Source organism: Infirmifilum lucidum (genome assembly GCF_014876775.1).
Classification (GTDB): Archaea; Thermoproteota; Thermoprotei; order Thermofilales; family Thermofilaceae; genus Thermofilum; species Thermofilum lucidum.
Map to the genome: position 1 here is coordinate 895,499 of NZ_CP062310.1, position 24,206 is coordinate 919,704.

General features: G+C 49.5%; 26 protein-coding genes and 1 tRNA gene. 12 read left to right on the forward strand and 15 right to left on the reverse strand.

Annotated elements, in window-relative coordinates; all coding sequences use genetic code 11:
• Positions 1–8: 8 nt before the first annotated feature.
• The 4 genes from IG193_RS04990 to IG193_RS05005 are packed head-to-tail and all read right to left on the reverse strand — an operon-like array spanning position 9 to position 3,006.
• Positions 9–941: a thiamine pyrophosphate-dependent enzyme gene (locus IG193_RS04990; protein WP_218042117.1), complete on the reverse strand. Its 933-nt coding sequence runs from the start codon at positions 939–941 to the stop codon at positions 9–11.
• Positions 938–2,128, reverse strand: a complete 1,191-nt coding sequence (locus tag IG193_RS04995) for a transketolase C-terminal domain-containing protein (RefSeq protein ID WP_192818118.1) — start codon at positions 2,126–2,128, stop codon at positions 938–940. Before IG193_RS04995 ends, IG193_RS04990 begins: the two co-directional genes overlap by 4 nt.
• A gap of 4 nt (positions 2,129–2,132) precedes the next feature.
• Positions 2,133–2,432: a pyruvate synthase subunit PorD gene (gene porD / locus IG193_RS05000; RefSeq protein ID WP_192818119.1), complete on the reverse strand. Its 300-nt coding sequence runs from the start codon at positions 2,430–2,432 to the stop codon at positions 2,133–2,135.
• Complete coding sequence (locus tag IG193_RS05005; protein ID WP_218042118.1) at positions 2,422–3,006, reverse strand: 2-oxoacid:acceptor oxidoreductase family protein; 585 nt, start codon at positions 3,004–3,006, stop codon at positions 2,422–2,424. The genes porD and IG193_RS05005 overlap by 11 nt, the downstream gene beginning before the upstream one ends.
• Positions 3,007–3,123: 117 nt before the next feature.
• On the opposite strand from IG193_RS05005, the gene IG193_RS05010 reads away from it, so the two are divergent.
• Complete coding sequence (locus tag IG193_RS05010) at positions 3,124–4,179, forward strand: histone deacetylase family protein (RefSeq protein WP_192818120.1); 1,056 nt, start codon at positions 3,124–3,126, stop codon at positions 4,177–4,179.
• Here the strand turns inward: IG193_RS05010 and IG193_RS05015 are convergent.
• Positions 4,176–4,421, reverse strand: coding sequence for a hypothetical protein (locus IG193_RS05015; RefSeq protein ID WP_192818121.1), 246 nt, complete (start codon positions 4,419–4,421; stop codon positions 4,176–4,178). The genes IG193_RS05010 and IG193_RS05015 overlap by 4 nt on opposite strands.
• Before the next feature lie 148 nt (positions 4,422–4,569).
• On the opposite strand from IG193_RS05015, the gene IG193_RS05020 reads away from it, so the two are divergent.
• On the forward strand, positions 4,570–4,884 hold the full coding sequence (locus IG193_RS05020; protein ID WP_192818122.1) for an AbrB/MazE/SpoVT family DNA-binding domain-containing protein: 315 nt from the start codon (positions 4,570–4,572) through the stop codon (positions 4,882–4,884).
• A 2-nt stretch (positions 4,885–4,886) separates the two neighbouring features.
• Here the strand turns inward: IG193_RS05020 and IG193_RS05025 are convergent, their stop codons facing one another.
• Entirely contained in the window at positions 4,887–5,297 is a 411-nt protein-coding gene (locus IG193_RS05025; protein WP_192818123.1) for a hypothetical protein, read from the reverse strand.
• 145 nt (positions 5,298–5,442) lie between these two features.
• On the opposite strand from IG193_RS05025, the gene serS reads away from it, so the two are divergent.
• Positions 5,443–6,798 carry a serine--tRNA ligase gene (gene serS / locus IG193_RS05030; protein ID WP_192818124.1) on the forward strand — a complete coding sequence of 452 codons (1,356 nt, stop codon included), beginning with the start codon at positions 5,443–5,445 and terminating at the stop codon, positions 6,796–6,798.
• A 9-nt stretch (positions 6,799–6,807) separates the two neighbouring features.
• Here the strand turns inward: serS and IG193_RS05035 are convergent, their stop codons facing one another.
• On the reverse strand, positions 6,808–7,959 hold the full coding sequence (locus IG193_RS05035; protein WP_192818125.1) for a PUA domain-containing protein: 1,152 nt from the start codon (positions 7,957–7,959) through the stop codon (positions 6,808–6,810).
• Between the two features lie 77 nt (positions 7,960–8,036).
• Here IG193_RS05035 and rpl7ae point away from each other — a divergent pair, with 77 nt between their 5' ends.
• The 5 genes from rpl7ae (at position 8,037) to IG193_RS05060 (ending at position 13,847) form a co-directional block, all read left to right on the forward strand.
• Positions 8,037–8,420: a 50S ribosomal protein L7Ae gene (gene rpl7ae, locus IG193_RS05040; RefSeq protein WP_192818126.1), complete on the forward strand. Its 384-nt coding sequence runs from the start codon at positions 8,037–8,039 to the stop codon at positions 8,418–8,420.
• 69 nt (positions 8,421–8,489) lie between these two features.
• Positions 8,490–8,708: a 30S ribosomal protein S28e gene (locus IG193_RS05045; protein WP_052884948.1), complete on the forward strand. Its 219-nt coding sequence runs from the start codon at positions 8,490–8,492 to the stop codon at positions 8,706–8,708.
• 200 nt (positions 8,709–8,908) lie between these two features.
• Positions 8,909–9,490: a DNA replication complex GINS family protein gene (locus tag IG193_RS05050; protein WP_192818127.1), complete on the forward strand. Its 582-nt coding sequence runs from the start codon at positions 8,909–8,911 to the stop codon at positions 9,488–9,490.
• Positions 9,491–9,492: 2 nt separating this feature from the next.
• A complete protein-coding gene (gene mcm / locus IG193_RS05055; RefSeq protein ID WP_192818128.1) occupies positions 9,493–11,586 on the forward strand; it encodes a minichromosome maintenance protein MCM in 2,094 nt (697 codons plus the stop codon).
• A gap of 38 nt (positions 11,587–11,624) precedes the next feature.
• Entirely contained in the window at positions 11,625–13,847 is a 2,223-nt protein-coding gene (locus IG193_RS05060; protein WP_192818129.1) for a DEAD/DEAH box helicase, read from the forward strand.
• 270 nt (positions 13,848–14,117) lie between these two features.
• Here IG193_RS05060 and infB read toward each other — a convergent pair whose 3' ends face one another.
• The 4 genes from infB to IG193_RS05080 form a co-directional block, all read right to left on the reverse strand.
• On the reverse strand, positions 14,118–15,923 hold the full coding sequence (gene infB / locus IG193_RS05065) for a translation initiation factor IF-2 (protein WP_225876046.1): 1,806 nt from the start codon (positions 15,921–15,923) through the stop codon (positions 14,118–14,120).
• A 38-nt stretch (positions 15,924–15,961) separates the two neighbouring features.
• Positions 15,962–16,138, reverse strand: coding sequence for a 50S ribosomal protein L24e (locus IG193_RS05070; RefSeq protein ID WP_192818130.1), 177 nt, complete (start codon positions 16,136–16,138; stop codon positions 15,962–15,964).
• Positions 16,139–16,274: 136 nt separating this feature from the next.
• Complete coding sequence (dnaG, locus tag IG193_RS05075) at positions 16,275–17,540, reverse strand: DNA primase DnaG (RefSeq protein ID WP_192818131.1); 1,266 nt, start codon at positions 17,538–17,540, stop codon at positions 16,275–16,277.
• Between the two features lie 437 nt (positions 17,541–17,977).
• Positions 17,978–18,051 (reverse strand) — tRNA-Arg (locus IG193_RS05080).
• A gap of 75 nt (positions 18,052–18,126) precedes the next feature.
• On the opposite strand from IG193_RS05080, the gene IG193_RS05085 reads away from it, so the two are divergent.
• The 4 genes from IG193_RS05085 to IG193_RS05100 are packed head-to-tail and all read left to right on the forward strand — an operon-like array spanning position 18,127 to position 20,953.
• Positions 18,127–18,705 (forward strand): hypothetical protein, encoded by a 579-nt coding sequence (locus tag IG193_RS05085; RefSeq protein ID WP_192818132.1) that lies wholly within the window; start codon positions 18,127–18,129, stop codon positions 18,703–18,705.
• On the forward strand, positions 18,689–18,934 hold the full coding sequence (locus tag IG193_RS09275; RefSeq protein ID WP_225876047.1) for a KEOPS complex subunit Pcc1: 246 nt from the start codon (positions 18,689–18,691) through the stop codon (positions 18,932–18,934). The genes IG193_RS05085 and IG193_RS09275 overlap by 17 nt, the downstream gene beginning before the upstream one ends.
• Positions 18,935–18,986: 52 nt before the next feature.
• Positions 18,987–20,072 (forward strand): ATPase domain-containing protein, encoded by a 1,086-nt coding sequence (locus IG193_RS05095; RefSeq protein ID WP_225876048.1) that lies wholly within the window; start codon positions 18,987–18,989, stop codon positions 20,070–20,072.
• Between the two features lie 41 nt (positions 20,073–20,113).
• A complete protein-coding gene (locus IG193_RS05100; protein ID WP_192818134.1) occupies positions 20,114–20,953 on the forward strand; it encodes an NAD(+)/NADH kinase in 840 nt (279 codons plus the stop codon).
• Here the strand turns inward: IG193_RS05100 and IG193_RS05105 are convergent.
• The 4 genes from IG193_RS05105 to prf1 all read right to left on the reverse strand — a co-directional run bounded on the left by IG193_RS05105 (position 20,936) and on the right by prf1 (position 24,203).
• Positions 20,936–21,550 carry a DUF2067 family protein gene (locus IG193_RS05105; protein WP_192818135.1) on the reverse strand — a complete coding sequence of 205 codons (615 nt, stop codon included), beginning with the start codon at positions 21,548–21,550 and terminating at the stop codon, positions 20,936–20,938. The two genes, IG193_RS05100 and IG193_RS05105, sit on opposite strands and share 18 nt — an antisense overlap.
• Before the next feature lie 5 nt (positions 21,551–21,555).
• A complete protein-coding gene (locus IG193_RS05110; RefSeq protein WP_192818136.1) occupies positions 21,556–22,122 on the reverse strand; it encodes an exosome complex RNA-binding protein Csl4 in 567 nt (188 codons plus the stop codon).
• A gap of 177 nt (positions 22,123–22,299) precedes the next feature.
• Positions 22,300–22,974: an METTL5 family protein gene (locus tag IG193_RS05115; RefSeq protein ID WP_192818137.1), complete on the reverse strand. Its 675-nt coding sequence runs from the start codon at positions 22,972–22,974 to the stop codon at positions 22,300–22,302.
• Entirely contained in the window at positions 22,971–24,203 is a 1,233-nt protein-coding gene (gene prf1, locus IG193_RS05120) for a peptide chain release factor aRF-1 (protein ID WP_192818138.1), read from the reverse strand. The genes IG193_RS05115 and prf1 overlap by 4 nt, the downstream gene beginning before the upstream one ends.
• Positions 24,204–24,206 lie beyond the last annotated feature (3 nt).

Here is a 24,206-nt window from a genome sequence, read left to right on the forward strand (position 1 = left end):
TCCCTTAGCTATTGGGAGGCAAGCTTTAAGAGTCTGTTCCAGTTTTCCTCTACGTCTCTCTTAATCTCTTCGAGTAGCCACCTGTTCTGGGGCTCAAGGAGGTGGCGGAACCTCCCCTGTAGCTTAAAGTAGTCCTCTATAGGCTTAGGCTCCTTTACCGGAACTGTGATCCGCACCCTGCTATTCTCGTACTCGTAGAGCGGCCATATCCGCGTCTGGACGGCCAGCCTTGCTATCTCTATGCTTTTCGAAGGGTCGAAGTACCAGCCCGTAGGACACGGCGTGAAGTAGTGGAGCACCACGGGGCCACTAACGGATGCCGCCTTAACGAGCTTGTTGTACATGTCCACTGGGAACGCGGGGTTCATTGTAGCAGCGTATGGAATGCCGTGGGCGATAGCGATTTCTATGAGGTTTTTCTTTCTCTCGAGCTTACCGGGTATGACTCTTCCAGCGGGACTTGTGGTTGTACTAGCGCCTTTTGGTGTTGCTCCACTCCTTTGAATACCTGTGTTCATGTAGGCTTCGTTGTCATAGCAGATGTATATCATGTCGTGGCCTCTCTCTAAGGCGCCGCTCAAGGCTTGAAAACCTATATCGAATGTCCCGCCGTCTCCGGCAAAAACTATAACCTTCGGTTTCTGCTTGCCGTACTTCTTGCTCAAAATCTTGAAGGCAGCTTCTATGCCGCTAGCCACGGCTGCAGCGTTTTCGAATGCCACGTGGATCCAGGGTACACCCCAGCTTGTGTAGGGGAATACTGTTGTGGAGACTTCTAGACAGCCTGTAGCGTTAACGACGACTTTGGGGTTGGGAACTGCTTTAAGAGCCATTCTAACTACTTGCGGTATACCGCACCCAGCACATAGCCTATGCCCGGGAGCAAAGTGCTCTGCTCTCGGAATTTCCTTCAATGTTTTCACGAATTTTAATTCACTCACAGTTCATCACCCCTAACTCCTACCCAAACAGGCTCCTCTGGGGCCTCGCCCCTCCTCATTACAGATTCTGCTAAATCAACTACTTTCTCGATGTGTGCAGGTGTTAAATCCCTACCTCCGAGGCCGTATATCACGTTGAATAGCAGTGGCCGTACCTTAGAGCGTATGAGAGTAGCTGATACGTCCATGAATAACTGGGCGCCGGGGCTACCAAAGCTCACGCTGCGATCCATCACCGCCACCACGGAGGCGTCCTTAATAGCCTCACGCAGCTCCTTGGCGGGAAACGGCCTATACTGTGTCAGGCTAATAACCCCGATCTTCTTGCCTTTCTCGGCTAGTTTCCTGGCCACGTACCTAGCAGTCCCAGCAGAACTCCCAAGAATCATTACAGCGACTTCGGCGCCCTCAGTATTGAAGGACTTAACAGGGGAGTATTTCCGGCCGGTCAGGTTACTGTACTCTTCGAAGACTTCCTTGATTATAGGTCTCGCGGACTCCAAAGATGCGTACTGCTGGCGCCTGTGCTCCATGTACCAATCGAAGAGGTCGAGTGCTCCATAAGTCATGGGCTTGCCCGGATCGACGGGGTTAACAGGCTCCTTCTTCGGTAGGAATGCCTTTACATCCGAGTCTTCGAGCACGTAAAGCCCCTCTAGGGCATGGGTCAGTATGAAGCCATCAAGGTTGACTATGCTCGGGAAGAGGACTCTATGATCCTCGGAGATCCTGAATGCCATCAAGGTGAGGTCGTAAGCCTCCTGAACATTCTCAGCGAAGAACTGCAGCCAGCCCGTGTCACGTGCAGCATAAGCGTCGTCGTGGGAGCAATGTATATTTATGTTGGGTGAGAGAGCGCGGTTCCCGATGGCCATGACGATAGTTGTACGAAGACCTGCAGCGATCCAGAGGATTTCGTACATCAGAGCGAGTCCCTGGCTGGACGTTGCGGTAAAGACCCTGGCTCCGCTCAGTGATGCCCCAACAGCGGCGGAGAGAGCAGAATGCTCGCTCTCGACGGGTATAAACGCCGCGTCCAGCTCGCCGTTATTAACATACTCTGCGAGTGTTTCGACAATTATCGTCTGAGGAGTAATAGGGTAAGCAGATATAACGTCGACATCTGCTTGCTTAACAGCGTACGCTACAGCCCTATCGCCGTTCATTCCAACAAGCTTGCCCCTCATTCTCTCACACCTCGAGCTTCATCTCAATAGCGTGCACCGGGCACACGTTCGCACATATCCCACAGCCCTTACAGTAGTCGTAGTCTATCCTGACAGAGTCGTCGTCACCTCTCAATATAGCAGGCTCTGGGCAGTGAATCCAGCATAGCAGGCACTTTATGCACTTCCCGTTATCAAGGATCGGCTTCATGGCGCGCCAGTTCCCAGTCTTGTTGTGGAGGCTTGTCTTAGGCTCGGGTATTATGCCGCCAATAGGTAGGTCTCTCCATGTTTTAAGCTTTAAAACTACACTCTCACCACTCATACTTCTTCACCGTCTCAAACGCTCTCTTAATAGCATTTAAGTTCCCTTCAGCAAGTTTAGGCTCCTTGCCAAACCTCTCCGTGACGACACTGAGCACGGTATCCAGCCTCACTATCCCGCTCGCCCGCACGAAAGCCCCTAGCATAGGGGTGTTGTAGAAAGGCCTCCCGAAGATTTCCATTGCAATGCTATAAGCATCGACGTACCAGATAGCTGCGTTCAGCTCCCTGGCCACTTTTAAGATGTTTTCGTTGGGTTCCGTAGTGTTCAACACGATGAGCCCGCCTCTTTTAAGACCCTGAGTGATGTAAGAAACCTCACCCTGTAGCGAAGGATCTATCACGACCACAGCATCCGGGTTATATATGCCCGAGTGAAGTTCAATAGGTTGTTTGCTGATCCTCGTATACGCCCTTACAGGCGCCCCCCTCCTCTCGGGACCGAACTCTGGTGCATTGTAGACATACTTGCCCTCCCTAAGGGCAGCTATTGCAAGTAGCTCGCTAGACGTTACAACTCCCTGCCCTCCCCTGCCATGCCATCGAACCTCGTAAATTTCCTCATCCATCTCCATGTCACTTATTGCATAGCTCCTGAATATAATAAACCTTTGTCAATATGGCCACTTAACGCCGGCTCCCCTGCACTGCCCTGCGGAAAAACTAAAAAAGCCAAAATAGACAAGGAATGTATGCTCCAGGTTTTTATTGCGTACTCGGAGGATCTTGAACGCATAGCCTTCATGCCTCCCTCGCTGAAAGAGGCGTGGACTGGCCGCATAAAGTTGTTTTACCGCGAGTACGTACCACAGCTAGGGGAAGTACTCCCCCTAGAACGCGTAGAACCCTCTACTATCTCTGAGGAAGAGCTATTAAGGGCCCACGACAAGGAGTATATCGACTTCGTGAAGAGAAAGTCCATTGAGGGCATGGGCTTGCTGGACTATGGCGACACCCCGGCCTACCCAGGTGTCTTTGAGAACGCCTTAGAAACGATTTCTGCAACACTCACGTTAGCCCAGAAGCTACTCGTGAAGGGCGGTGTAGGCTTTAATCCTAACGGGGGCTTCCACCATGCCCGAAGGCGGAGTGCCGGCGGCTTCTGCGTATTTAATGACTTAGCAGTAGCGGCGCTCTGGCTTCGGGAGAAGGGGCTTGAACGCATAGCAATTGTGGACATCGATGCACATCACGGGGACGGTACGCAACAGATACTCTACTCGAGCGATATTCTCAAGATAAGCATCCACGGCTACGGGTACGGCTTCTACCCAGGTACTGGCTGGATTGACGAGCTCGGAGAAGGGGTAGGGTACTGTAGGAACATAAACATACCCCTACCACTTGGCTCAGGAGACGATGCGTTCATCATAGCACTCAGAGAGGTCGTTGAGAGCCTACTCAGCTCCTATGACCCGCAGTTCCTCATTATTCAAGGAGGCGCAGACGGCCATAGAGGTGACCCCTTAACATACTTGAACTTTACCGAAAACTCGTACATTCGCTTTGCGAGTCTGATTTCGCGACTTGCCTCTAGGGGAGTACCTGTTCTCGTAACAGGAGGTGGAGGGTATGTTCCGAGCACCGTGGCTAGAATCTGGGCGCTCATGATCGCGGGGATAGCTGGTAGCGGTGCTGAGAGATTTCTTACGGGAGACGAAGAAACTGAGAGTGGTCGAGTATTGCTCGGAATAGTGGAAGATAGGCTCTCGTGGCTCAAGAATAAAATCGACGAGTGCGGCCTCTAGTACACCTCTATCTCGACGCCAAAAGCCGAGCCCTGCATGCTGATGATCACGTCTACGTCCCTGTTGCCCGTAAGGCGCGTAAGCGCCTCGATAAATTCGCCGATCTTGGCGAAAAGGCTGCTTGGGGTCTCACCAACGCCGTCAATTGCGACCTTAACACTATTGCCGTTGACTTGAACCTCGAATTGAGCATCCTTAAAGATACTCTTCAACTTCTTCTCGATATCGCTCTTTACAATCATCTGTACCACTGGGAGAGGAGAACGAGATTAACTTAAAAACCTATTGCCTTTATTTTTCAAGAAAAGAGTCTTTTTAAACAACACACATGGAAAGACGTGAAAAATATAAGATATTGTTTTCCATTATAGTTCACAGGTGATATATTTCATGGGGGAGAGAAGGCGTGGTACTAGAGGCCTTGGGATAGAGTCTCTACCCTATCGGGTCAAGATGTACTCGAACAACCAGGTTCTCGTGCCAGCAAGCCTCGTGCGCAAGCTGGGGTTCCAGGATGTATCAGAGGCCCAGGTAACAATAAAGTATACAGGCCTCGAATACACATTTGTTACAAAGCTCTTGAAGACGAAGTACACTGACTCGAGGCAGTTTACAGTGCCCAAGGAGCTGCGCGAGAAGGCGCAGATCCCGCCTGGCGCAGAGATAGAAGTCGTGGATATAAAGCCCCTGAAGAGGGGACAATGACTCTATACTACGCCGAAGGCCTCTCCAGGTGACTGGCGCCCCTGGATAGAGGCCACGATTAGTAAAGCTCCCATAACAAAGTTAAAGAGCTCGGATACAGAGCTCGCAATAAGTCCTACCAGTTGTTCCTTCTCCCCGGCGGCATAGATTGGCGAAACGTACTTGAGAGTGTTCAGAGAGCCTTTAACATACGATACTATGTTTTCGTAATTCTTGAGTATGTCCTTGCCTACCTTGACGAGATCGGGATCCTGAAGCGCGCCAACAATCTCTTCGTTTGCAATCTTCAGCAGGGTCTCGAGAACCTGTAAACCAAAGGGGATGGCAGAGTCATAATCTCTCCTCGCAAGATGTTCGCTGAATTTTTGTGTATAGTTTTTCATCATCTCGCTGAGCTCTACGACAGACGTCATTCTGGTTTTCAAACTTGTGTTTGAACTAAAACAGATATTCTTTCCGCCCCACTGTGACGGACTCCATAGCCGGGCGGGAATCGGTGTTCTGCGAGAAAGAGGGAGGGCACCAGGCTTATATTCGGAAGTTAACTAGGCTTGGTTGATGTGGTCTATACTTTACTACTTGAGGAATGACCCTGAAAAGCTGAGGTGGAACCTTAAGGCGCGCTTCATGGACACTTCTCTCGTAGACGAGGCTCTGAGAATTGATGAGAAGTGGCGTGTGAAGAAGCGAGAGTACGACGACGCTCGCCACGAATTGAACAAAATCTCCGAGCAGATAAGCAAGTTGCCTCCTGGAGAGAGGGAGAAGGCGGTAGCCGAGGCTAGGAAGCTAAGAGAGAAGCTACAAGTCATAGAGCGGGAACTGGTAGTTATTGAGAGGGAAAGAGAGGCCGTCCTGAGGAAAATTCCAAATGTTATACATGAAAGTGTTCCCATAGGCCCCGATGAGAGCTACAACCTCCCGGTTCGCTATTGGGGCAAGCCTAAAGTACCTCGAGAGTTCGTTGAGGCCTTCCTGAAGGAAACAAGGGAAAAGGGCTTCGAAGTCGAGTATGAGGTCATCGACTGGAAACCCGTCGGGCATGCCGACTTCCTAGAGGGGAAGAGGCTCACCAGTACGGAGAAGGCGTCAGAGGTCGCCGGATCCCGCTTCTACTACACTTTCGACGACCTGGTATGGCTTGATATTGCACTGACAATGTACGCGCTGGAGTACCTTGCAAAGAAGGGGTTCACTATACTACAGCCGCCACTCATGCTTAGGCGCGAAATCCTCGAGGGCGTGATAAGCTTCGAAGACTTCAGGGACATGGTGTATAAGGTAGAGGATGAGGATCTATACCTCATAGGCACGGCTGAACACCCGATCGCCGCCTTCCATGCGAACGACGTCATACCAGAGAAGGATCTGCCCCTGCTCTACGCAGGTGTTAGTCCGTCTTTCAGGAAGGAGGCTGGAGCTCATGGAAAAGACATGAAAGGCATATTCCGAGTTCATCACTTCAACAAGGTCGAGCAATTCGTGTTCTCTCACCCAGACGAGTCCTGGGAATGGCACGAGAGGCTGATCAGAAATGCAGAGGAGCTGTGGCAGGGCCTCGGCATACCTTATAGGGTTGTTAATATAGCCTCGGGTGATCTCGGTGTAGTTGCAGCAAAGAAGTATGATCTGGAGGCTTGGATGCCAGCGCAGGGCAAGTTTAGAGAAATGGTGTCCTGTAGCAACTGTACAGACTGGCAGAGCTATAGGCTAAACATCAGGTATGCTGAGGTGAAGGGCGCGCCTAGCAAAGGGTACGTCCACACCCTGAATAGCACTGCGCTCGCAATACAGCGTACAATTACAGCGATTGTTGAGAACTACCAAACGCCGGACGGTTACGTACAGGTTCCCACGGTTCTCAGAAAATATCTCGAACCAGTAGAGGCAAAACTGAGGGTTTTCGTTCTGTAGCTAGTTACCCTATTCTAACTTCAGTAGTGAGATGAAGAACCCCGGCGTGTCATTGTAGACAGGGTCGAACACAAGCCCCTCTACTCCGAAGAGGGGCCTGCGTAGCGGTAGAGGGGGGTTAAGCTTAACAGCTCTAAAACCCAACGTAGTTGCATAGAGGACGTTGAGTTCGTTCTCGTGGGGGGTCAGCGTGCAAGTCGTATAGAGCAACAAGCCTCCTCTTCTCAATACCTTTGAGGCGGCATGCATAAACTGCCTCTGGTAGTCTGCAAGCTCGTAAACATCTGTGGCTTTCCGCGTATAGTGTAGCTTCGGCCTCACACCTAGATTGGTACAGGGAGGATCCAGCAGTACGGCGTCGACGCTGCGTGGTTCTATAATATCAGGGATGTACCTTGAGTCGTACACCAGTGTCTTAATAGACTTAAGCCCCATGCGGCGTGCGTTTTCCTCGATAATCTGGACTTTCCTCCTTGACCTATCGACGGCTATAACCTCTCCTTCATCCCGCATAAGGATGGCCGCGTGTGTTGCCTTCCCGCCAGGCGAAGCGCACATGTCTAGTATTATCCAACCGGGCTCTGGGTTCAAGAGCCTAATGGAGACCATGCTTGGCAGGCTCTGGTGGTATATGACCCCTTCACCGAACAGTGGGTGCTCCCGAAGAGTCGGAACCTTGTACACTGAGCTCAGTACACGAACTGCCAAGCCCCTCCTCGTTTCAAAGATCTCTGAGGGCTCCATCTCGAGGATACCTGAAGCAACCGGCTCACCCGACGGAGTTACCACAGTCACAAGGTCTCCTCTCTCAGCGTCAATAACCCTTTGAATGCCAGGAGCATATACGTTGGCTCCTACATAGACGCTTTCGGCAGTCCTCCAGTCGACAACGACCCTGCCCCTATATATCCGGACAGCATTGGGACCAGTAACCCTAGAGTAGGCAGCCTCCCTGACTACTGGATGCTGGAAGACTTCATACCCCTCTTCTCTTAGTCTAGAGACAACTTCTTCGGGGTTAGCCTTGAGCGTGTTTACGCGGAAAAAGTACCTCGAGCCAGGGCTCCTAAGAGCTTCTTCGAGCATGCTAACATGATGGGAGCTATAAAATGACTCTAGGTACTTCCTAAGGCTGTCCTCTAATAGGCTGGCGTAGGGCATCTAGAGTACCTATGAAAACAAAATTTATAAAGGCAGGTGTTATTGACAAGTGGATAGATGAGCGATGGGTGAGCGATATGTCGAAAAAACCATTTTACGTGAAGTTTGAGGTGCCACAGGAGTTAGCAGAGAAAGCATACCAGGCTCTCTCAACGGCGAGAGAGAAAGGGGGCAAGATAAGAAAGGGTGTGAACGAGACCACAAAAGCTGTTGAGCGCGGCCAAGCTGTCCTAGTTCTAATAGCAGAGGACGTAGACCCTCCAGAGATCGTTGCACACCTTCCTTTACTATGCGAGGAGAAGAAAACCCCCTACGTCTACGTCCCCTCTAAGGAGAGGCTTGGGAAAGCTGCAGGCATAAATGTTGCGGCGTCCTCGGCGGCTATCATAGATCCGGGTGACGCGAAGCCCCTAGTGGACGAGATAGCTCAGCAGTTGAGCAGGCTGAGGCTCTCGGCCTAGAGACACCCTTTTCTTTTTCTCGTACAAAAGTTTTTTAAAAAACTGAGAGCTTTATGGGCTGGATCGAGTATGGCTGATAAGTGGAGTGATGCCACTCCCGCTGAAGTCGTCCAGATAATCGGCAGGACTGGCGTTACTGGAGAAGTAACACAGGTTAGAGTTCGTGTCCTAGAGGGTAGAGACAAAGGAAGAATTCTCACCAGAAACGTTCGTGGACCTGTTAGAGTAGGCGATATTGTATTGCTACGCGAAACGGAACGCGAAGCCAGAAAACTCGCTACAAGGTAGCTCCCTTCTGCGGCCGCCTCCGGGCAGGGTTTTCGCCACTGCTCGGATCCAGTTCCTCTTCATCGTCCTGTGTAAGCTGCGGGCCTGGTGCAGCCGGCTCACTCAGAATCAGAGGCAGAAGGAGGGGTACAGACTATTAAGGCGTAGTATAGCCGTCTTACGTTCAAACGATGTTATACTTTCGGTGTTTTCAAAATGAAATGTTGAAAGTGGGGAGCTCGGGAATAGATATCGTGATTATTCCGGAGCTAATAGAAACACTTCTTTACTCAAGTGTTGAAGTACCTTTAACTGTAGTTAGAGAGAGTAAGGAGAACATAGCGGGGCTAGAGCTGAAGCTCAAGCCGGGAATGAAGCTAAAGCTGCAGTATATTTACGCAAGGGAGCTTATTGGTAAGGGCTTGGCCCAGGTAGATGTCGAGTCTCTGCCAGGAGTGCAAGCTTTGAGGAAGATGTGCTGGAACGAGGAGAAATCTGAGGGGTTATTGCCCTTGGAGGAGGGCTTCTATGTCAAGCTGAGCCTCTACGTGGCCCACCTTAGAAGCGAGGTGGAGAGGGGAAATAACAGTAAGGAGGCAGAACTAAGGCTTATACGGACAGCTGTCTCAGACCTCATCAGTCTACGGCTGAACAAGATAGTAAAGCTCGCGGCGTCGAGTAAACATGTTGACCGAGAGAAGATGAAGAACATGACGTTCGAGGAGCAAGTGCTCTACTCGCAGCTGTGCAACATGATAAGCTCGTGGACTGACTCCATGAAGAAACTTGTAGGGGTGGTCTAGACATGGGTGTCCAGGTTGTTGTCCAGAGCATCCCACTTGTTGAGAGGATAACCGAGTTCCTCAAAGACTTCCACAGCAGTGATGGCCGCGAAAAGTATAGAGAGTTGGTAAGGAGAATGAGCGCTGAGAACAGTATCTCATTAGTCGTGGACTTCGAGGACATCCTAAGCTACGACAAAACATTGGCCGATGCTTTAATAGAGTCGCCTACAGTGTTCCTTGAGGCCGCCTCGAGAGCTGTTTATGAAGTCATGAGTATCGAGAACCCCGAGTATGCTCAGAAAGTAAAAGACTTCCACGTGAGGGTAAGGGGGCTACCTGAGAGCCTCCACGTTAAGATAAGGGATATAAGGGCCAGGCATCTGGGGAAGCTTCTAGCCGTGGAGGGTATAGTTACGAAAATCTCCCCGGTAAAGCAGGAGTTAGTAGAGGGGATTTTCAAGTGCAGGACTTGTGGCTTTGAAATTACGGTTAGACAGGAGCCTGAAGGCTTTACTAAGCCGACGGTCTGCCCGAGATGCGAGGAGGAGGGTAGGAAGTCCCAAGGTTTTATCCTAGAAGTAGAGAAGAGCAAGTTCGTCGACATTCAGAAGTTTGTCTTGCAGGAGAAACCCGAAGAGCTACCCCCAGGGCAACTGCCGAGGTCAATTGAGGTAATAGTAAGGGAAGACCTTGCCGACATCATACGCCCAGGAGACAGGGCTACAGTGACCGGATTCATAAAAGTTGAAGAAGACAAGAAACTTTCGAAAAATACTCCCCCGATTTTTCACCCGTATATCGAGGCAAACTACATTGAGGTCGCAACAAAAGAAAGTCTTGACATCGAGATAACCCCGGAGGACGAGAAGAAAATCCTTGAGCTGTCCAGGCGTGGCGACGTTGAAGAACTTATACTGAACTCTATAGCCCCGTCAATATACGGCTACAGGGAGATAAAGAGGGCTATAGCTCTACTGCTTTTCGGCGGTGTTCCGAAGATATACCCGGATGGAATAAGAGTTAGGGGAGACATACACATCCTGCTCATAGGTGACCCTGGAACTGCCAAGAGTCAACTGCTCAGGTACGTTGCTAGCTTGGCGCCCAGGGGAATATATACGTCGGGTAAAGGTGCGTCTGCCGCAGGTCTAACGGCTGCAGTAGTACGGGAGAAGAATTCCGGAGAATTTTACCTCGAGGCAGGAGCTCTGGTTCTAGCGGACGGTGGTGTGGCATGCATAGACGAGTTTGACAAGATGGAGGCTAGAGACAGAGTTAGCATTCACGAAGCCATGGAGCAACAGACTGTAAGCATAGCCAAAGCGGGTATTGTAGCTACACTCAATGCTAGGGCATCAATCCTGGCTGCGGCGAATCCTGTTTTCGGGCGCTACTTGACGGGTCGAAACATTTCTGAGAACATTGACTTGCCGGTTACTATTTTATCGAGGTTCGACCTTATATTTGTGATAAAAGACGTTCCAGACCGTGAGAGAGATAGAGAACTCGCACAATACGTCGTAGATTTCCACGGAGAGACGTACCCCGACCTTCTCAACAAGATTATCCCGCCTGACCTACTGAAGAAGTACATAGCTTATGCTAGGAGAAATATCAGACCGAAGCTTTCAGCCGAGGCAAAGAAGAGAATTGTTGACTATTATGTTGCAATGAGGGCTAAAAGTGAGGATCCAAGCTCCCCCATTGCCATAACTCCAAGACAATTGGAGGCGTTGATAAGACTCGCAGAGGCTAGGGCCAAGCTCCATTTTAGGACAATCGTTACCAGTGAGGATGCAGAGATCGCAATAGAGCTTATGGAATACTTCTTGAGGAACGTGGGCATAGACACTACAACTAAGACGATTGACATAGACACAATAATGACTGGCCAGCCCAAGTCGCAGCGTGAAAAGATAATAGCTGTTCTCGACATCATCAAATTCCTCGTTAAAGAGAACAATGGAGAGTGTGTAAGCATAGACGACGTAGTAAGGAATGCGGTCGATAAGGGAATCGAGGAGAGATTTGTCAGAGAAATCGTTGAAAAATTCACCGAGAACGGGGAGCTAATGGAGCCCAGGAAAGGATGCATTAAACCGGTTAACCTTTAAGCCCGTTAAATGTCTAGGATTTAGGTCTGCGGGTCGCGATGAACGCCGCTGGATTAGACGTATTGTTAAAGTACTTTCCCCGGAGCTTCGTGGAGACTCTAAGTAAGAAACTTGGGATAAACCAGCTTTACCCCACTCAAGTGGAGGCTATAAAGAGTGGAGTGTTGGACGGCCGCGACATCGTCCTGTCGGCGCCAACAGCATCAGGAAAAACCCTTGTAGCGGAGCTAGCCATGCTCAAGACACTAATAGCCGGGGGCAAGGCGCTTTACATGGCTCCACTGCGGGCTCTTGCATCTGAAAAATTCGAGGAATTCAGCAGTTTTTTTGGTGTATTTGGCTATAGGACGGCGATAAGCACTGGAGACTTTGACAGCGACGACCCGTGGCTCGAGAAGTATGATGTCATCGTGACGACTAATGAGAAAGCCGACAGCCTCCTGCGGCACAAAGCCAGGTGGTTTGACAAAATAACACTTCTAGTAGTAGACGAGATACACCTCATAGGTTCTGATAAGCGCGGGGCGACGCTCGAAGTTTTTCTCACAAGGACAAAGCTTATGCCGAGAAGACCACAGTTACTTGGGTTAAGCGCTACTATTGGAAACCTCGAGGAGCTCGCGGAGTGGTTACAAGCAAAACCTGTCAGAGTAGACTGGAGGCCTGTCCCCCTCAAAGAGGGCGTGTACTACAATGGTGAAATATTCTACAGTGACGGCTCGTCGACAACCCTAGACGACCACGGCACGCCTCTATACGATTTGGCGTACGACACGCTTGAGAATGAAGGCCAGATACTAGTATTCAGCCCAACACGCAGGTCAGCCGTGAGCGACGCGAAGAAGCTCTCAGCGATAACGGTCAAGTTCCTTAAACCGCAGGAGTTCAGAGTCATTAGAGAACACGTAAGCAGGCTAAAGTCGGTGTATACAGATAAAGTTACCCTTGAGCTCCTAGAGCTACTCTCAAAAGGCGTGGCCTTCCACCACGCCGGCTTAGGCCTTGAGGCCAGGAGTGCAGTTGAAAAGCTTTTCAGAGAACACTTGATCAAAGCAGTCATTGCAACTCCAACCCTTGCTGCCGGTGTGAACCTCCCGGCCAGGCGTGTGGTGATAACCGACTACAGGAGATTCAACGTTGAGCTAGGATATTATGAGAAAATACCTGTTATGGAGTACAAACAGATGGCGGGGAGGGCAGGTAGGCCTCGCTATGATAAAGAGGGCGAGGCAGTACTCATAGCCCGCTCATTACAAGAGCTAGAGTTCCTCCTCAACGAGTACATAAACGCAAGACCCGAGAAGTTACAATCGCAACTGGCCTCGGAACCTGTCCTCCGCTCTCACATACTATCCATTATTGCAACATCCGAGAATGTTAGGAGCTACTCAACTCTTGGGAGATTCCTCACGAGCACCTTTTACTTACACCAGAACAAGGACTATTTCTTCGTGATCGAAAGGGCAAGATCTATACTCGAGAAACTTGTAAGCTCCGGTTTCCTAGAAGTGGAGGGAGAGAAACTCCTACCAACACAGCTTGGCGTGAGAGTAGCTGAGCTGTACATAGATCCGGAGACAGCGACTCAAGGCCTCAACTTCTTCAAGTCACGCGAGAAGGCCAGCACTCTGGCGTACCTGTATATGATATCCGCTACGCCGGATGCTCAGACAGTTCATGTTAGGCGTGGCGACGAGGAGTGGTTAGAGGAGAAATTAAAGGTAATGAAGGAAGAACTGGGCTTTGAGCCTCCCGAGGACGATATAGAGTACGAGTTCTTTCTCCAGGTATTCAAGACAGCTCTCCTCCTAGAAGACTGGATAAACGAGGTTCCGGAGGATGTCATTGTGGAGAGGTATGATGTTGGACCGGGAGATATATACTCTCTCACGCTTACAGCTCAGTGGATTGCGTTCGCCCTATCGGAAATAGCCAAGCTCTCGGGATATGATGTCCATGCAGTCAATCTTGGAGTGCTAAGCAAGAGGATTGAGCACGGGGTTAAGGAAGAGCTCTTAGAGCTTGTCTCACTGAAGGGAATAGGACGTGTAAGAGCCAGGAATCTCTTCAACTTTGGTTACAAGTCGCTGATAGATTTAGCGGTGGCAAAGGAAGAAGAGCTCTCACGGGTTCCGGGAATAGGGAAAATGCTCGCAAAGTCGATTAAAAAACAGCTATCGTCGAGAGAAGAAGGAGAAGTTGACGAGGAACAGCCAGAGCTGGGAGAACCAGGCCCCCTCGACTTCTACCTAAGCTCTTAGTTTTAAGGAAAAACAATATCAACCCTGATATTATAAGTAGAATATCGATGATGAAAAGGCCTATCGGAACGGCATGAAGACCAGGAGTACCACTGAACTTTTTAAAAAACTCGAATACTGACCGCGCGGTAATAGTTCCTTTGGAGTAAAGCTCGGAGATTCGAGGGCCCTCCGATAGACAAATGATTTAACCTAGATAGTTGTCTAGAGTTATGGATGATGAATTTGCCGAGTGCCAAGCGATGACGAACCATTCATGAACTGACATTTCTATGGGAACTCTATCTCGCTGGCAAGTTTTAGTTTGAACTTAAGGAGTCTCCGTAGGTACTCTTTTTCATTCTCAGTCATGTCGTTGGAGTATTTCTCGAGCAGAAGGTTGATTTCGTCTAGGGGGACGTCTGAATAGAGGTAGTCACCTTCGTCAACCTGTCTTCCAACAATTGCTTTGCTTCTAATCGAGATCGCTACCTCTGAACCCTCCTCGGCAACCTCTAGAACTCTGTCATGTTCTCTTATCTGCATTACATCGCCGACCTCTCTTCCGTCTCTCGTTACTAGCCTAACACCGGGCCTGAGCCTGCCCGCTACAACGCGCACCCCTACTATTATTGGGTTCCTTCTCCTAAACACGTAACCCGGGAGTATCTGGACTACTACTGGGGGTGTGATTTTTTCGAAAATCTTCTTCTTCTCGAGCTCCCTCTGCTCACTATACCACTTTAAGTAGTTTTCTACAAGCCTGTATATTATACGCTCAGCGAAGATGGGTATTCCTTTCTGTGCGGCTTCTTCCCGTGACTCTGGCAAAACTTTTACGTTGAATGCCAGGACGGCGGCCAGTGGCGGGTCAAGGCTCTTTACGAAGGCAGCCTCTACTATATCCCTCTTCACTACGGGGCCCACGTCTGCAAGCCGAACAGGCACATTGTTCTTCTTCAAGTAGCCTATCAGCGCCTCGAGAGTACCTAGTGTATCCGCCTTAACAATAACACCTGCAATATCCCTCTGGAAACGCGTAGTCTGGATTTCTTCCTGGACATCTCTGAGAATTTTATTCAATTCCTCTTCTCGTGACAAAACTACTAAAGGAGCGCCTGGGACGCTGGCTTCAAGGCCGTCTGCAACTATCTTGACTCCAGCCGCGGCGTATACCCTCTCGACTTCCAGGAAACGATCCTCTGGAGAGCGCATTTCGTCAAGTGGCTTTGGCATAAGTAGGAGTCTTATGCGAGTGACTACTGGCTTCTCAAGCCCTCCCACTACAGTTAAGTCGCCCTTCCTTAAAACACCGTCATAGACTATCACTGTGGCTGTTGTTCCCAGTCCGATTTCCTCTTTTAACTCTAGCACGACGCCGCGAGCCGGGGCGACTCTTGCTACAAGCCTTTTTATCAGGAAGCGTTGAGATAGACCCGCCAGGACTAGCAAGAGGTCGGGTAGCCCCTCGCCCGTTAAGGCGCTTACGGGTACTAGTGCAACTATCTTCGTGAAATCCTTTATCCTATCGTATCTGTCCGCTCGGAATCCTATAGACTTGAATTGCTCAATGATATATGAGAGCAATTCTTCTAGCTTTAAAGCTACAGCCTCGTCTTGCGACTTTATAGACTCTATAAATGGCCTGTTCGGGTTACTCCTCCACCCCGGAATCTTGTCGATCTTGTTCACTGCGACGACAAACGGCACCCTCTTGCTTCTGAGAATCTCTATCGACTCAAAGGTCTGGGGTTCTAAGCCTTTCTGGACGTCTACAACCAGTATAGCTATATCTGCAATACTCCCGCCGCGGCTGCGAAGGTTAGAAAAAGCCTCGTGTCCTGGGGTATCAATTACGAGAAAACCAGGAATTTTTATTTCGACGCGTATCCGTTCAAGGAGGGGACCCGAGATTTCCTCGAGCGCCTTCCAGGGTAGGAACGATGCGCCTATATGTTGGGTCATCGTCCCGGGTTCGCGTTTAGCAACAGCGGTACCTCTAATCTTGTCTAGGAGAGTGGTCTTACCAGCGTCGACGTGCCCTAATACAACAACAATAGGAGCACGGATGTACGTCTCCTCCGAATACGCCATCATCTATCACATCTCAAATTAGTAAAAACACAAGAAACAATCTATGTGCTTTTCACAACCCACTTAGTCTTGCGCGGGTTTCTGTGAAGCTTTACAGCGCTTTTAAAACACTTCGAGGAACAGTACCGCTCTATAGTCCCGTCAACGCGCACGTACATTACACCTTCTCCGGGCTTGATAGGCCTCTTGCAGAAACTGCAGTAAACAATCTTCGGCATAGTAATACACCCTAGAGCCACAAACAGGGTTGCAATATATTGTTTGCGCTAGGGATCCGTAAGGTTTTTCTGGGCGAAGGGTACATAGAGTTAGCAATGATTTTACTGACCTGAGCTGATTGGTGATGAAATGCACCTATGATGAGCCCTGATTAGAGTCCTCATCACTCTGTGTGGGAAGAGGCTTGACAAACTGGAAGGTCGTTATCACGAGGTCTTCCGGCTTTCTAATTATCTCCCCTACTCTAACCCCGATGAGAGTTTTCACACCTTTAGAGAACGCTGTGTCTACAAGTCTCTGTGTGATGATGCCATCTAGGACTACGTGTGAGGCACCGTCGAGTTCCTTTAGTTTATCCACGACTTCTTTTACTGGTACGCGTATTATCTCCTTCCAGCTGCCGTCGTAGACTACGGCTTCAAGCGTACCCTTTAACTGCTCTATAGTATTTACAACTTCCTGTGGCACATATACTTCCTTTGCTATCGGCGGGTTGCTCTTTGATGCCTTAATAAGCTTCGAAGGTGGTATTACAACTTCTGCCTTAACTTCCCTCTGCTGCCTCCTCTCCCTCTCTATACTCTCGAGGAACTCCTGTACAGGCACTTTGTTCTGCAGAGCGCGTGCGACCTCTTTCCCTGTAAGCTCTTCGACCTCCCTGCCTGGAGGAGCTCTTGCAACAAAGTCTATGTCCAAGGCGTTTAGCACATTACGTGCAATGAGCTCGCCGCCTCTATCGCCGTCAACAAAGAGAATAACCTCCTTTTTCTTCCTGCAAAGTTCCCTAAGACTAGCAGGGACTGTTGCTCCACCTATTGCTATGACGTTCCTGTAGCCATGCTTCAGTAAGTTTAAGACATCAGCCCTGCCCTCCACGAGAATTATTGTATCAGAGGTATCGACGTCTGGGCCAGCCGGGAGCTTTTCTTCACTCCACTCTGTGATTTCAGCGGTTCTTACCCTCTCGAGTAACTCTTCTACAAGTTCTTTAGACTCCGGTACTGTACTTGCTAGTCGCTTATACAGCTCGACTGCCCGCTCGATAATCTTGCGTCTTTTCTCAGCCCTTACATCTTCAATACCAATAATCTCAGTAACAGCACTGTAAGGGCCGACCTTATCTATGCTCTCGATAGTAGCGGCAATTATAGCTGTCTCAGCCATATCTAGGTTAGACGGTACTTCTATCTCTGCAACTAGTTTGCCGTCTTGTTCTTGTGTATTTACCTCTATCCTTCCGATCCGCCCAACTCTCTGCAACTCTCTGAGGTCAAGTTCCCTGCCAAGCAAACCTTCACTCTGCCCGAAGATAGCTCCTATAATGTCGTGCTTCTCGACTACACCTGAAACAGTCATTCTTGCCTTAATCACATACTTAGCTGATACGGGTAAGCCACCCACGCGTCGCCACCCCACCATGATTGTTGAGCTTAAAACTGCACGCTGTACCCGCCAGTTATCACACCTTTTCATCGCTGCAGACGGTACACCGTCTTAAGCTCGAGGTGCTCTCTGCTGGCGGCATACGCGTGCAGTTCTGCACTAATAATTTGGTGCGAATTATAAAGTTTTTTGTTATACTTCAACAAAACATTGTTATATGTAATAGTAACAGAGTTATACTTAAATAAAATATTGTTTATTTCAAAATAAACAATGTTATTGTTGATGCAGAACTGTACAGACTTGAGGAAGTCGATTCCAGCTCATTACAACCTGTGAGCCGGAAGAAAAAGGGAAAGAGTTTTAACCTACGTGGCTTGTAGGCCCCGTTCCCTGAGGAAGGATTACAAGGATTACTAAGAACTACCAATCCTTATTACAGGTACAGGAAATTACGGGCCCGCCGGGATTTGAACCCGGGACCTACGGCTTAGAAGGCCGCCGCGCTTCCGGACTGCGCCACGGGCCCCTGCATACTACCTCACGCGTCGTCTGATAAATTTTTCTAGGGAGAGCGTGCCTGTGTAGCTGAGGGGTCGTAGAGGTGAGTGGCGGCGTTGACATCTTGGTAACTACATGCAGGCATGCGACTCCTCCTGTACGCAGGCTTGCGCGGGAGATTGCTTGGAGCCTAGGTTTTGCGAAGAGGGTGAATAGAGGGAGGATGAGCTTTGCAGAGGTTATCGAGCTTGCAAAATCGTGGAAGGCAGAGAGGGTTATTATTGTTGGCCGTGGTTTGCACGGTAATCCTGGACTTGTGTCGTTTGTCAGTACAGCTGAGGGTGAGGAGGGTAGGCTCGTGTTATCGCTTAGGCTCAGGGGGGTCGTGTTTTCAGGCCTGAAGCGGAGGCCTCCCAAACCCGAGGTTAAGCCTCCTGTAGCATCAATCAATACCGAGGAGGAGCTTGCCGAAGTGCTTGCTCTGGCTCTGAATACAATATACCTTGGTGCTTACACCTTAGAGGGTTTGAAGGCGTTCTCCACGTTCAAGCGGGTAGTAGTACTCGAGCCCGTCAGGCAGAAGGGCTTTATTGGGGTAATAAAGTTTCTAGAAGAGGGGGGAGAAATAGGGCCAAAGCTCTTGGTGAGAAGCTTTTCAAGAGTGGGTGGCCAGCTTGTATAGCAGCTGTATTGAGGTTCTAGGCGATCCCGAGGAGCTTAATATCCTGTTTAAGGCACTATATCCTGAAAGAAGCGGGGGTAAGAGGTATAGATCCAAAGTAGATATAGAGCTCGGAAAGGAGACTCTAAGGATATGCGTTTACAGTTCATCGCTGGCGTCTTTCAGAGCGGCGGTTAACACATTCTTACGCCTTTTATCAATGATTTTGGATATTTCATGGTATTTTTAAAAAACACACATATATATTATGGGTTTCTAAAATCTAGAACACGTGATCTGCTGTGGCTAGCAGTGTACGAAAGCCTGGTACATGTTTGAACTGCCCACTCTACATAGCTTCAAGATCATACTGCCTTAAATTAAAGACTGCAGTGCAAGACCCCTACAACCCTCCATGCAGGTTTGGCGAGCCTATAGCCTACCAAGCCCCCGTCCCGAACACAGTTACACAGCATGCTCCACAACAGGCTGTGGCAGGAACTCCCGTGGCTCAACCCGTATACCCCCAGGCTCCTCCTCAGCAGAGCGCAGAGGGAGAGCCATACTACGACCCTGCAATGTATGCTGAAGACGTTTCTCTCTCCTCACACGGTTTGATGACGCAGAGGCTTGATTTGCTCGCTCCTACTGGTGTGCCCGGACTGGACGAGATACTTGCGGGAGGCTTCCTAAGGGGTAAAACATACCTTGTTGCGGGTGAAGCGGGCTGTGGAAAGACGATATTCTCAATACAGTTTCTAATTCACGGCGCTCTTAGGGGAGAACCAGGCCTATATATCGCCATAGACGAGCCTACGAATCAGTTACTTAGGGGGCTTAAGCTCTTCGGGTGGGATCTCGGCGACTTAGTATCCTCGAGGAAGCTCATGTTCCTGGACATGAGGACACACTTTAGCAAAATATACATGCGAGAGGAAAGGAAACACATTGAGCCACGCTACATTATAGAGCAGATACTGAACGCTGCCAAGCGAATTAGTGCTAAGAGGCTTGTTATTGACCCGATAGCACCGTTAGTCTATGGCGGTAGAGAGGAGGATGTGCTCTACGCCAGGGAGTTTCTCAGGGAAATGGTATTCGCTATTGAGAAGACAGGAGAGTTGACAACCATAATGACGAGTGAGATACCGACTGGGAGCACAAAGCTAAGCAGGTTTGGGGTGGAAGAGTTCCTGGCCTCCGGGATAATTGTGCTAGGGATTGAGGAGATATACGGGAACGTTGAACGCGTAATGTATATCAGGAAGGCTAGGTGGGCACCAGTAAAGCCCAGCAAGTATATATTTGACATAGTCTCAGGTAAGGGTATTGTGATCCGCGAACCCCTCAGTGAATATATCAAGAGGATCAGTCGCGGAACCAAATAAATATTTTTTAAAGTCCTCAAAGCATTAGAAGACATGGTACGATGAAGATTTGGCTACGTTCGCGAAGTGCGGACTCCGAGCTATTAACATGGGTTAGGAAGATCGTGTCATACCTAACGGAAAACGGAGTCGAAGTGCTCGTCGACCCTATTCTCGGGCACTTCCTCCGACTAGAAAGCATGTCAGAGAGCGAGGCTTACAAAGCCGACTTCGCTGTAATAATTGGCGGCGATGGGACACTCCTCAGAACAGTTCAGAAGAGCGGTGGTAGGCTACCCCCCATTGTTGGTTTTACCACCAATAGCGTAGGCTACCTCTTGTTACACAACGTCGCAGACTATGAGAGCGTCTTCACGCAGCTTTTCAACGGGAACTACGAATTGGAGGACGTTCAACTGGGCGAGTTCGAAAGCAAAGAGCTCAGAGCAGTTTTTCTCAACGAGGTTGCCGTGTGGGCGCACACGGGAAAGCTTATAGAACTTGAGGTGGCAGTAGGCGGAGAGAAGCTCTACCATTTGAGAGCTGACGGCGTAATTGTTTCAACGCCGGCGGGTAGCACGGGACATGCGCTGTCGTACGGAGCTCCTGTCGTCACTGCACTGGGTATCCCTGTCCTGGAAGTCGTATTTGTCGGGGCGCTGTCGCCCTTAATACGGCCTCTAATAACCTATAATACCCCTATAGAGATACAAGTTATGACGTGGCCATCAATGCTCGTCGTGGATGGACATGTTACTTTGAGTCTTGAGTATTCTAGTATGCTGGTAGTAAAGCCGTCTGGTAAGACGCTGAGGTTTGTATCTGTAAAGGGTTACAGGAGGAAGTTTAGCGATAGACTTCGCTACAGGCTACTGGACAGGGGGCTAAGTAGCATCCTCTAACGAAGAGCCAAATAAGGCCTTCAAAGCTACATCATAGTTCACTTTTAGCGTGAGTTTCCCAGAGCTCTCTGTTAATATACCTAGCTTGGAAAGTTCTTCCACAGCTGAGTCTACGGGCTTGTTGTTGACGAAAGAATACAGGGATATTAGGCGCCGGGCCTGAGCTGTTGTCTCGAGGCTTAGAACTTCCTTGTATATCACCGAGAGCCTCTCTACAACTTTAATTATTTCATTCAGTGTAGCATCAGTGTACAGTATATCTCCTTTAATAATTGCTTTGCGACCCTGTATTTTCAATGCTTCAACCAAAAGGGTCACCGGTACTGGTACCTCCAGCTTTGCCATGGAAAAAATAGAGGATATATCGTAGTTTTTCATGACGCCGTAGGAATACGGCTGGCGCTGTTGATTGTACAGTTGCTTGATTTTATGCATTGTTTTCTCGGAGTTCTCTGATTCTGGTATGAAAATTTTTACTTTATTTGCCTTCAGTTCACCAAGGAAGCTTTTGCCAGGCAAGAGTTTTTCGAGTGTTTTGAGAAAGTGGACTGCCTCCTCGGGAGATGAGAAAACCAGAGTGAGGACGCGGCCCTTCACGTGCACTAGCCTCTTAACACGTACTTTATGCTAATTTTCCTTTTTGCCTTAGTCTTACACGCTGGACAAACGAGATGCATGCCTTTAAGCCGTAGCGGCGTGAGGCATTTAGGGCACCTAGCCGTGACGACTCCGTACTCTCTGCCTTTTATAGAGAGGAGATAGGGAGGCCCTCCCGGCTCTATGATGAAGGCTCTGAGTATGTCTCCATACCCTATCACGGCGTAGAGAGTCTTCACCCTACTCGTGGAGACGTTCGAAATGGTCAATATTCCCGATACCGGTGGAAAAACCTCGACGTTCCTGCTCTCGATGTAGAAAATCTTGAGATATGCCACGGGATCCCTTATCAAGTCAACTACAGCGTAGACTGTATCTCCCTGCCTCAGAGGTAGCTTACTCTCCTTATAAGGCTTAACATCTATTATATGATGAACTTGATCAATATTGACTAGACCGAGGAGCTTAGACTTCAAGTACCCGTCGGAGTCTACGTATACTCCGCCACCCGCGAGATACTCTTCTTCTACTCCCAGTTTGTCGCCGGGAATAACAGCTTCTTCACCAGTCATATGCCGGTTATGAAAACTAGCATATTAAGGCTTTACTTTTCTGCCGTCAATTTTTCCCGCCCCTAGGCAGCTCTCTAACTCTCCGCTCTGGAGCGTACTTGCCCTTTACTGTGGAGACTCTGGCACCTTCGAGCGTTCACGCACCTCGCGGGCCTTGAATCCGGGAGTTTTCGAGTCTTAATTGTCACGGGTTTCTGGAGCTTTTTCTGCTCTCACCACCACAACGGTGAAACAATGCATGCGTTTTCTGTGCCAGTAGAACATGGGTGGAAGGCACACCCTGTCTCTGTATATAACTTCTACTCTAAACCCCTCTCTTTCAAGGAACGTTAGTACGTACTGGGAGGCCGACTCCTTATGAACTGAGTAGACTTTGTTCGAGAATTTCAGCGCCCCCCGAACAAATGACACGTCAGCCCCCCTCCTGTGAACACCGAATGGTGGGTTCTGGATCACTGTATCGAAGAGAAGTGTTCCCCGGAAGGGCAGGTGACTCACATCTGCCACAACAAGGTCTACACGTGAGTACAGCCCCTTCTCTCGGGCCCAGTCTCTAGCCACAAGTAGAGAGTCCTGATCTATGTCTACAAGGGTTGCAATGTTGGCCCCAAGGAGGACTGCGCCAAGGCCAAGTCGCCCTGTGCCGGCTCCAAGGTCTAGAACTTTTTTATCTGATAGGTCGCTGAAGTGGAACTCCGCTATCCATAGGAGAGTGGAGGCGAGAGTCGAAGGGGTGATATACTGCTCTAACTCCACCTTTGGTCTCGGGTGAGCAGGTATTGTGTTTAGCAATAGCTCAAGCTCGCGTTTGTGTTTTATTAGAGGATAATCCCCTCCAACTTCAATCCTCATTTCTGCAGGCGGTACCTGAGAATAGCCCCTATTCCTCCAAATGTCCTTGCAAATTCCTTGCCCTCATTGGATTGTGTTGAAATAATGATGGTCTCGGCTCCGCCTTGCTCTGCAAGCTCTGCAAGCTCCTCTACAATATCTTTTTGCTCGATTATTTCTACATCTCCCCCGCACTTAGGACACTTCAGGGCACTGAGTGGAGTATTGTCGCGGACTGTTGCCTCAAATTCATACTTACAGGCCTTGCAGACAGCATGGATACGTATCTTGTTCAGCCCCTCGGATATGAGGAGCTTCTCAACGGCATTGGCTTTCAGAGCTTCCCGAACTTCTTCTTCACCGTAGGTCACAAGTCCCGTATCCCGCGCTAAATGGTACAGGAACTGGTTAACAGCCTCGCGTTCTCTCATGAACCGAACGTCTTTGAGCAGATCCTTGGCTCTTTCCACAAGCTCGTAGACTCCAGCAGCGCCACCGTAGCCTACGTCGAAAACCCCTATGATTTTCTGTTTAAGCTCGTAGTGTAGATAATCACCCTCTGCAAACTCCTGCTTTGACAGACCGGGACCACCTATTATTATCCCCCTTAACTCATCCTTTATAGGTAGCAGTATCTTGTTAGCGTGCTCACCAACACGTTTATAGAATTCATGTACGAGTTGCTCGATAATCCTCTCAAAACGCCTCGCCGATTGGCCACCGGCTCGGTGCTTACCTGGGACACCGGCTGTGAGTTCATCGACTATTTCGAGGCTCTTCCCCCTAAGAAGGGCTATTGCTGCCTCATCCCTCTCGATGAGTATTAGGGCGTACACGTCCTTTACTTTTATCATGTCCTCAAGTATCTCGGTGTAGAACCTGGAGTCGCAGCGGTACAGCCAGACCTTGAGTTTCTGCGGCGGCTCGATCAAATATACTTCCATTTTCTCACGTCCTGGCACGTCGCTAGCTGTATAGCCCGCAAACACTACCAGCCCATTTGGTGGGGTTTCGCGGAAAAGCTTTAAACGATTGATTATTGTAGCCAGTGCGTCGAGGACGTGGTGCCTGGTAGTGCGATCCTTTATGTTTGAGGCAGTGGCATACTCATAGTTCAGCGTGTTCAGTACATCGGCTATTGGACGGCCAGCTGGTATGTACAGTGATACAAGTTCTGTTCCGCGCCCCTCTTTTTTCTTCAACTCTTCAATCAACTTCTCCAGCTTGTAGCGCTCCACGTCTTCGCGCATTTC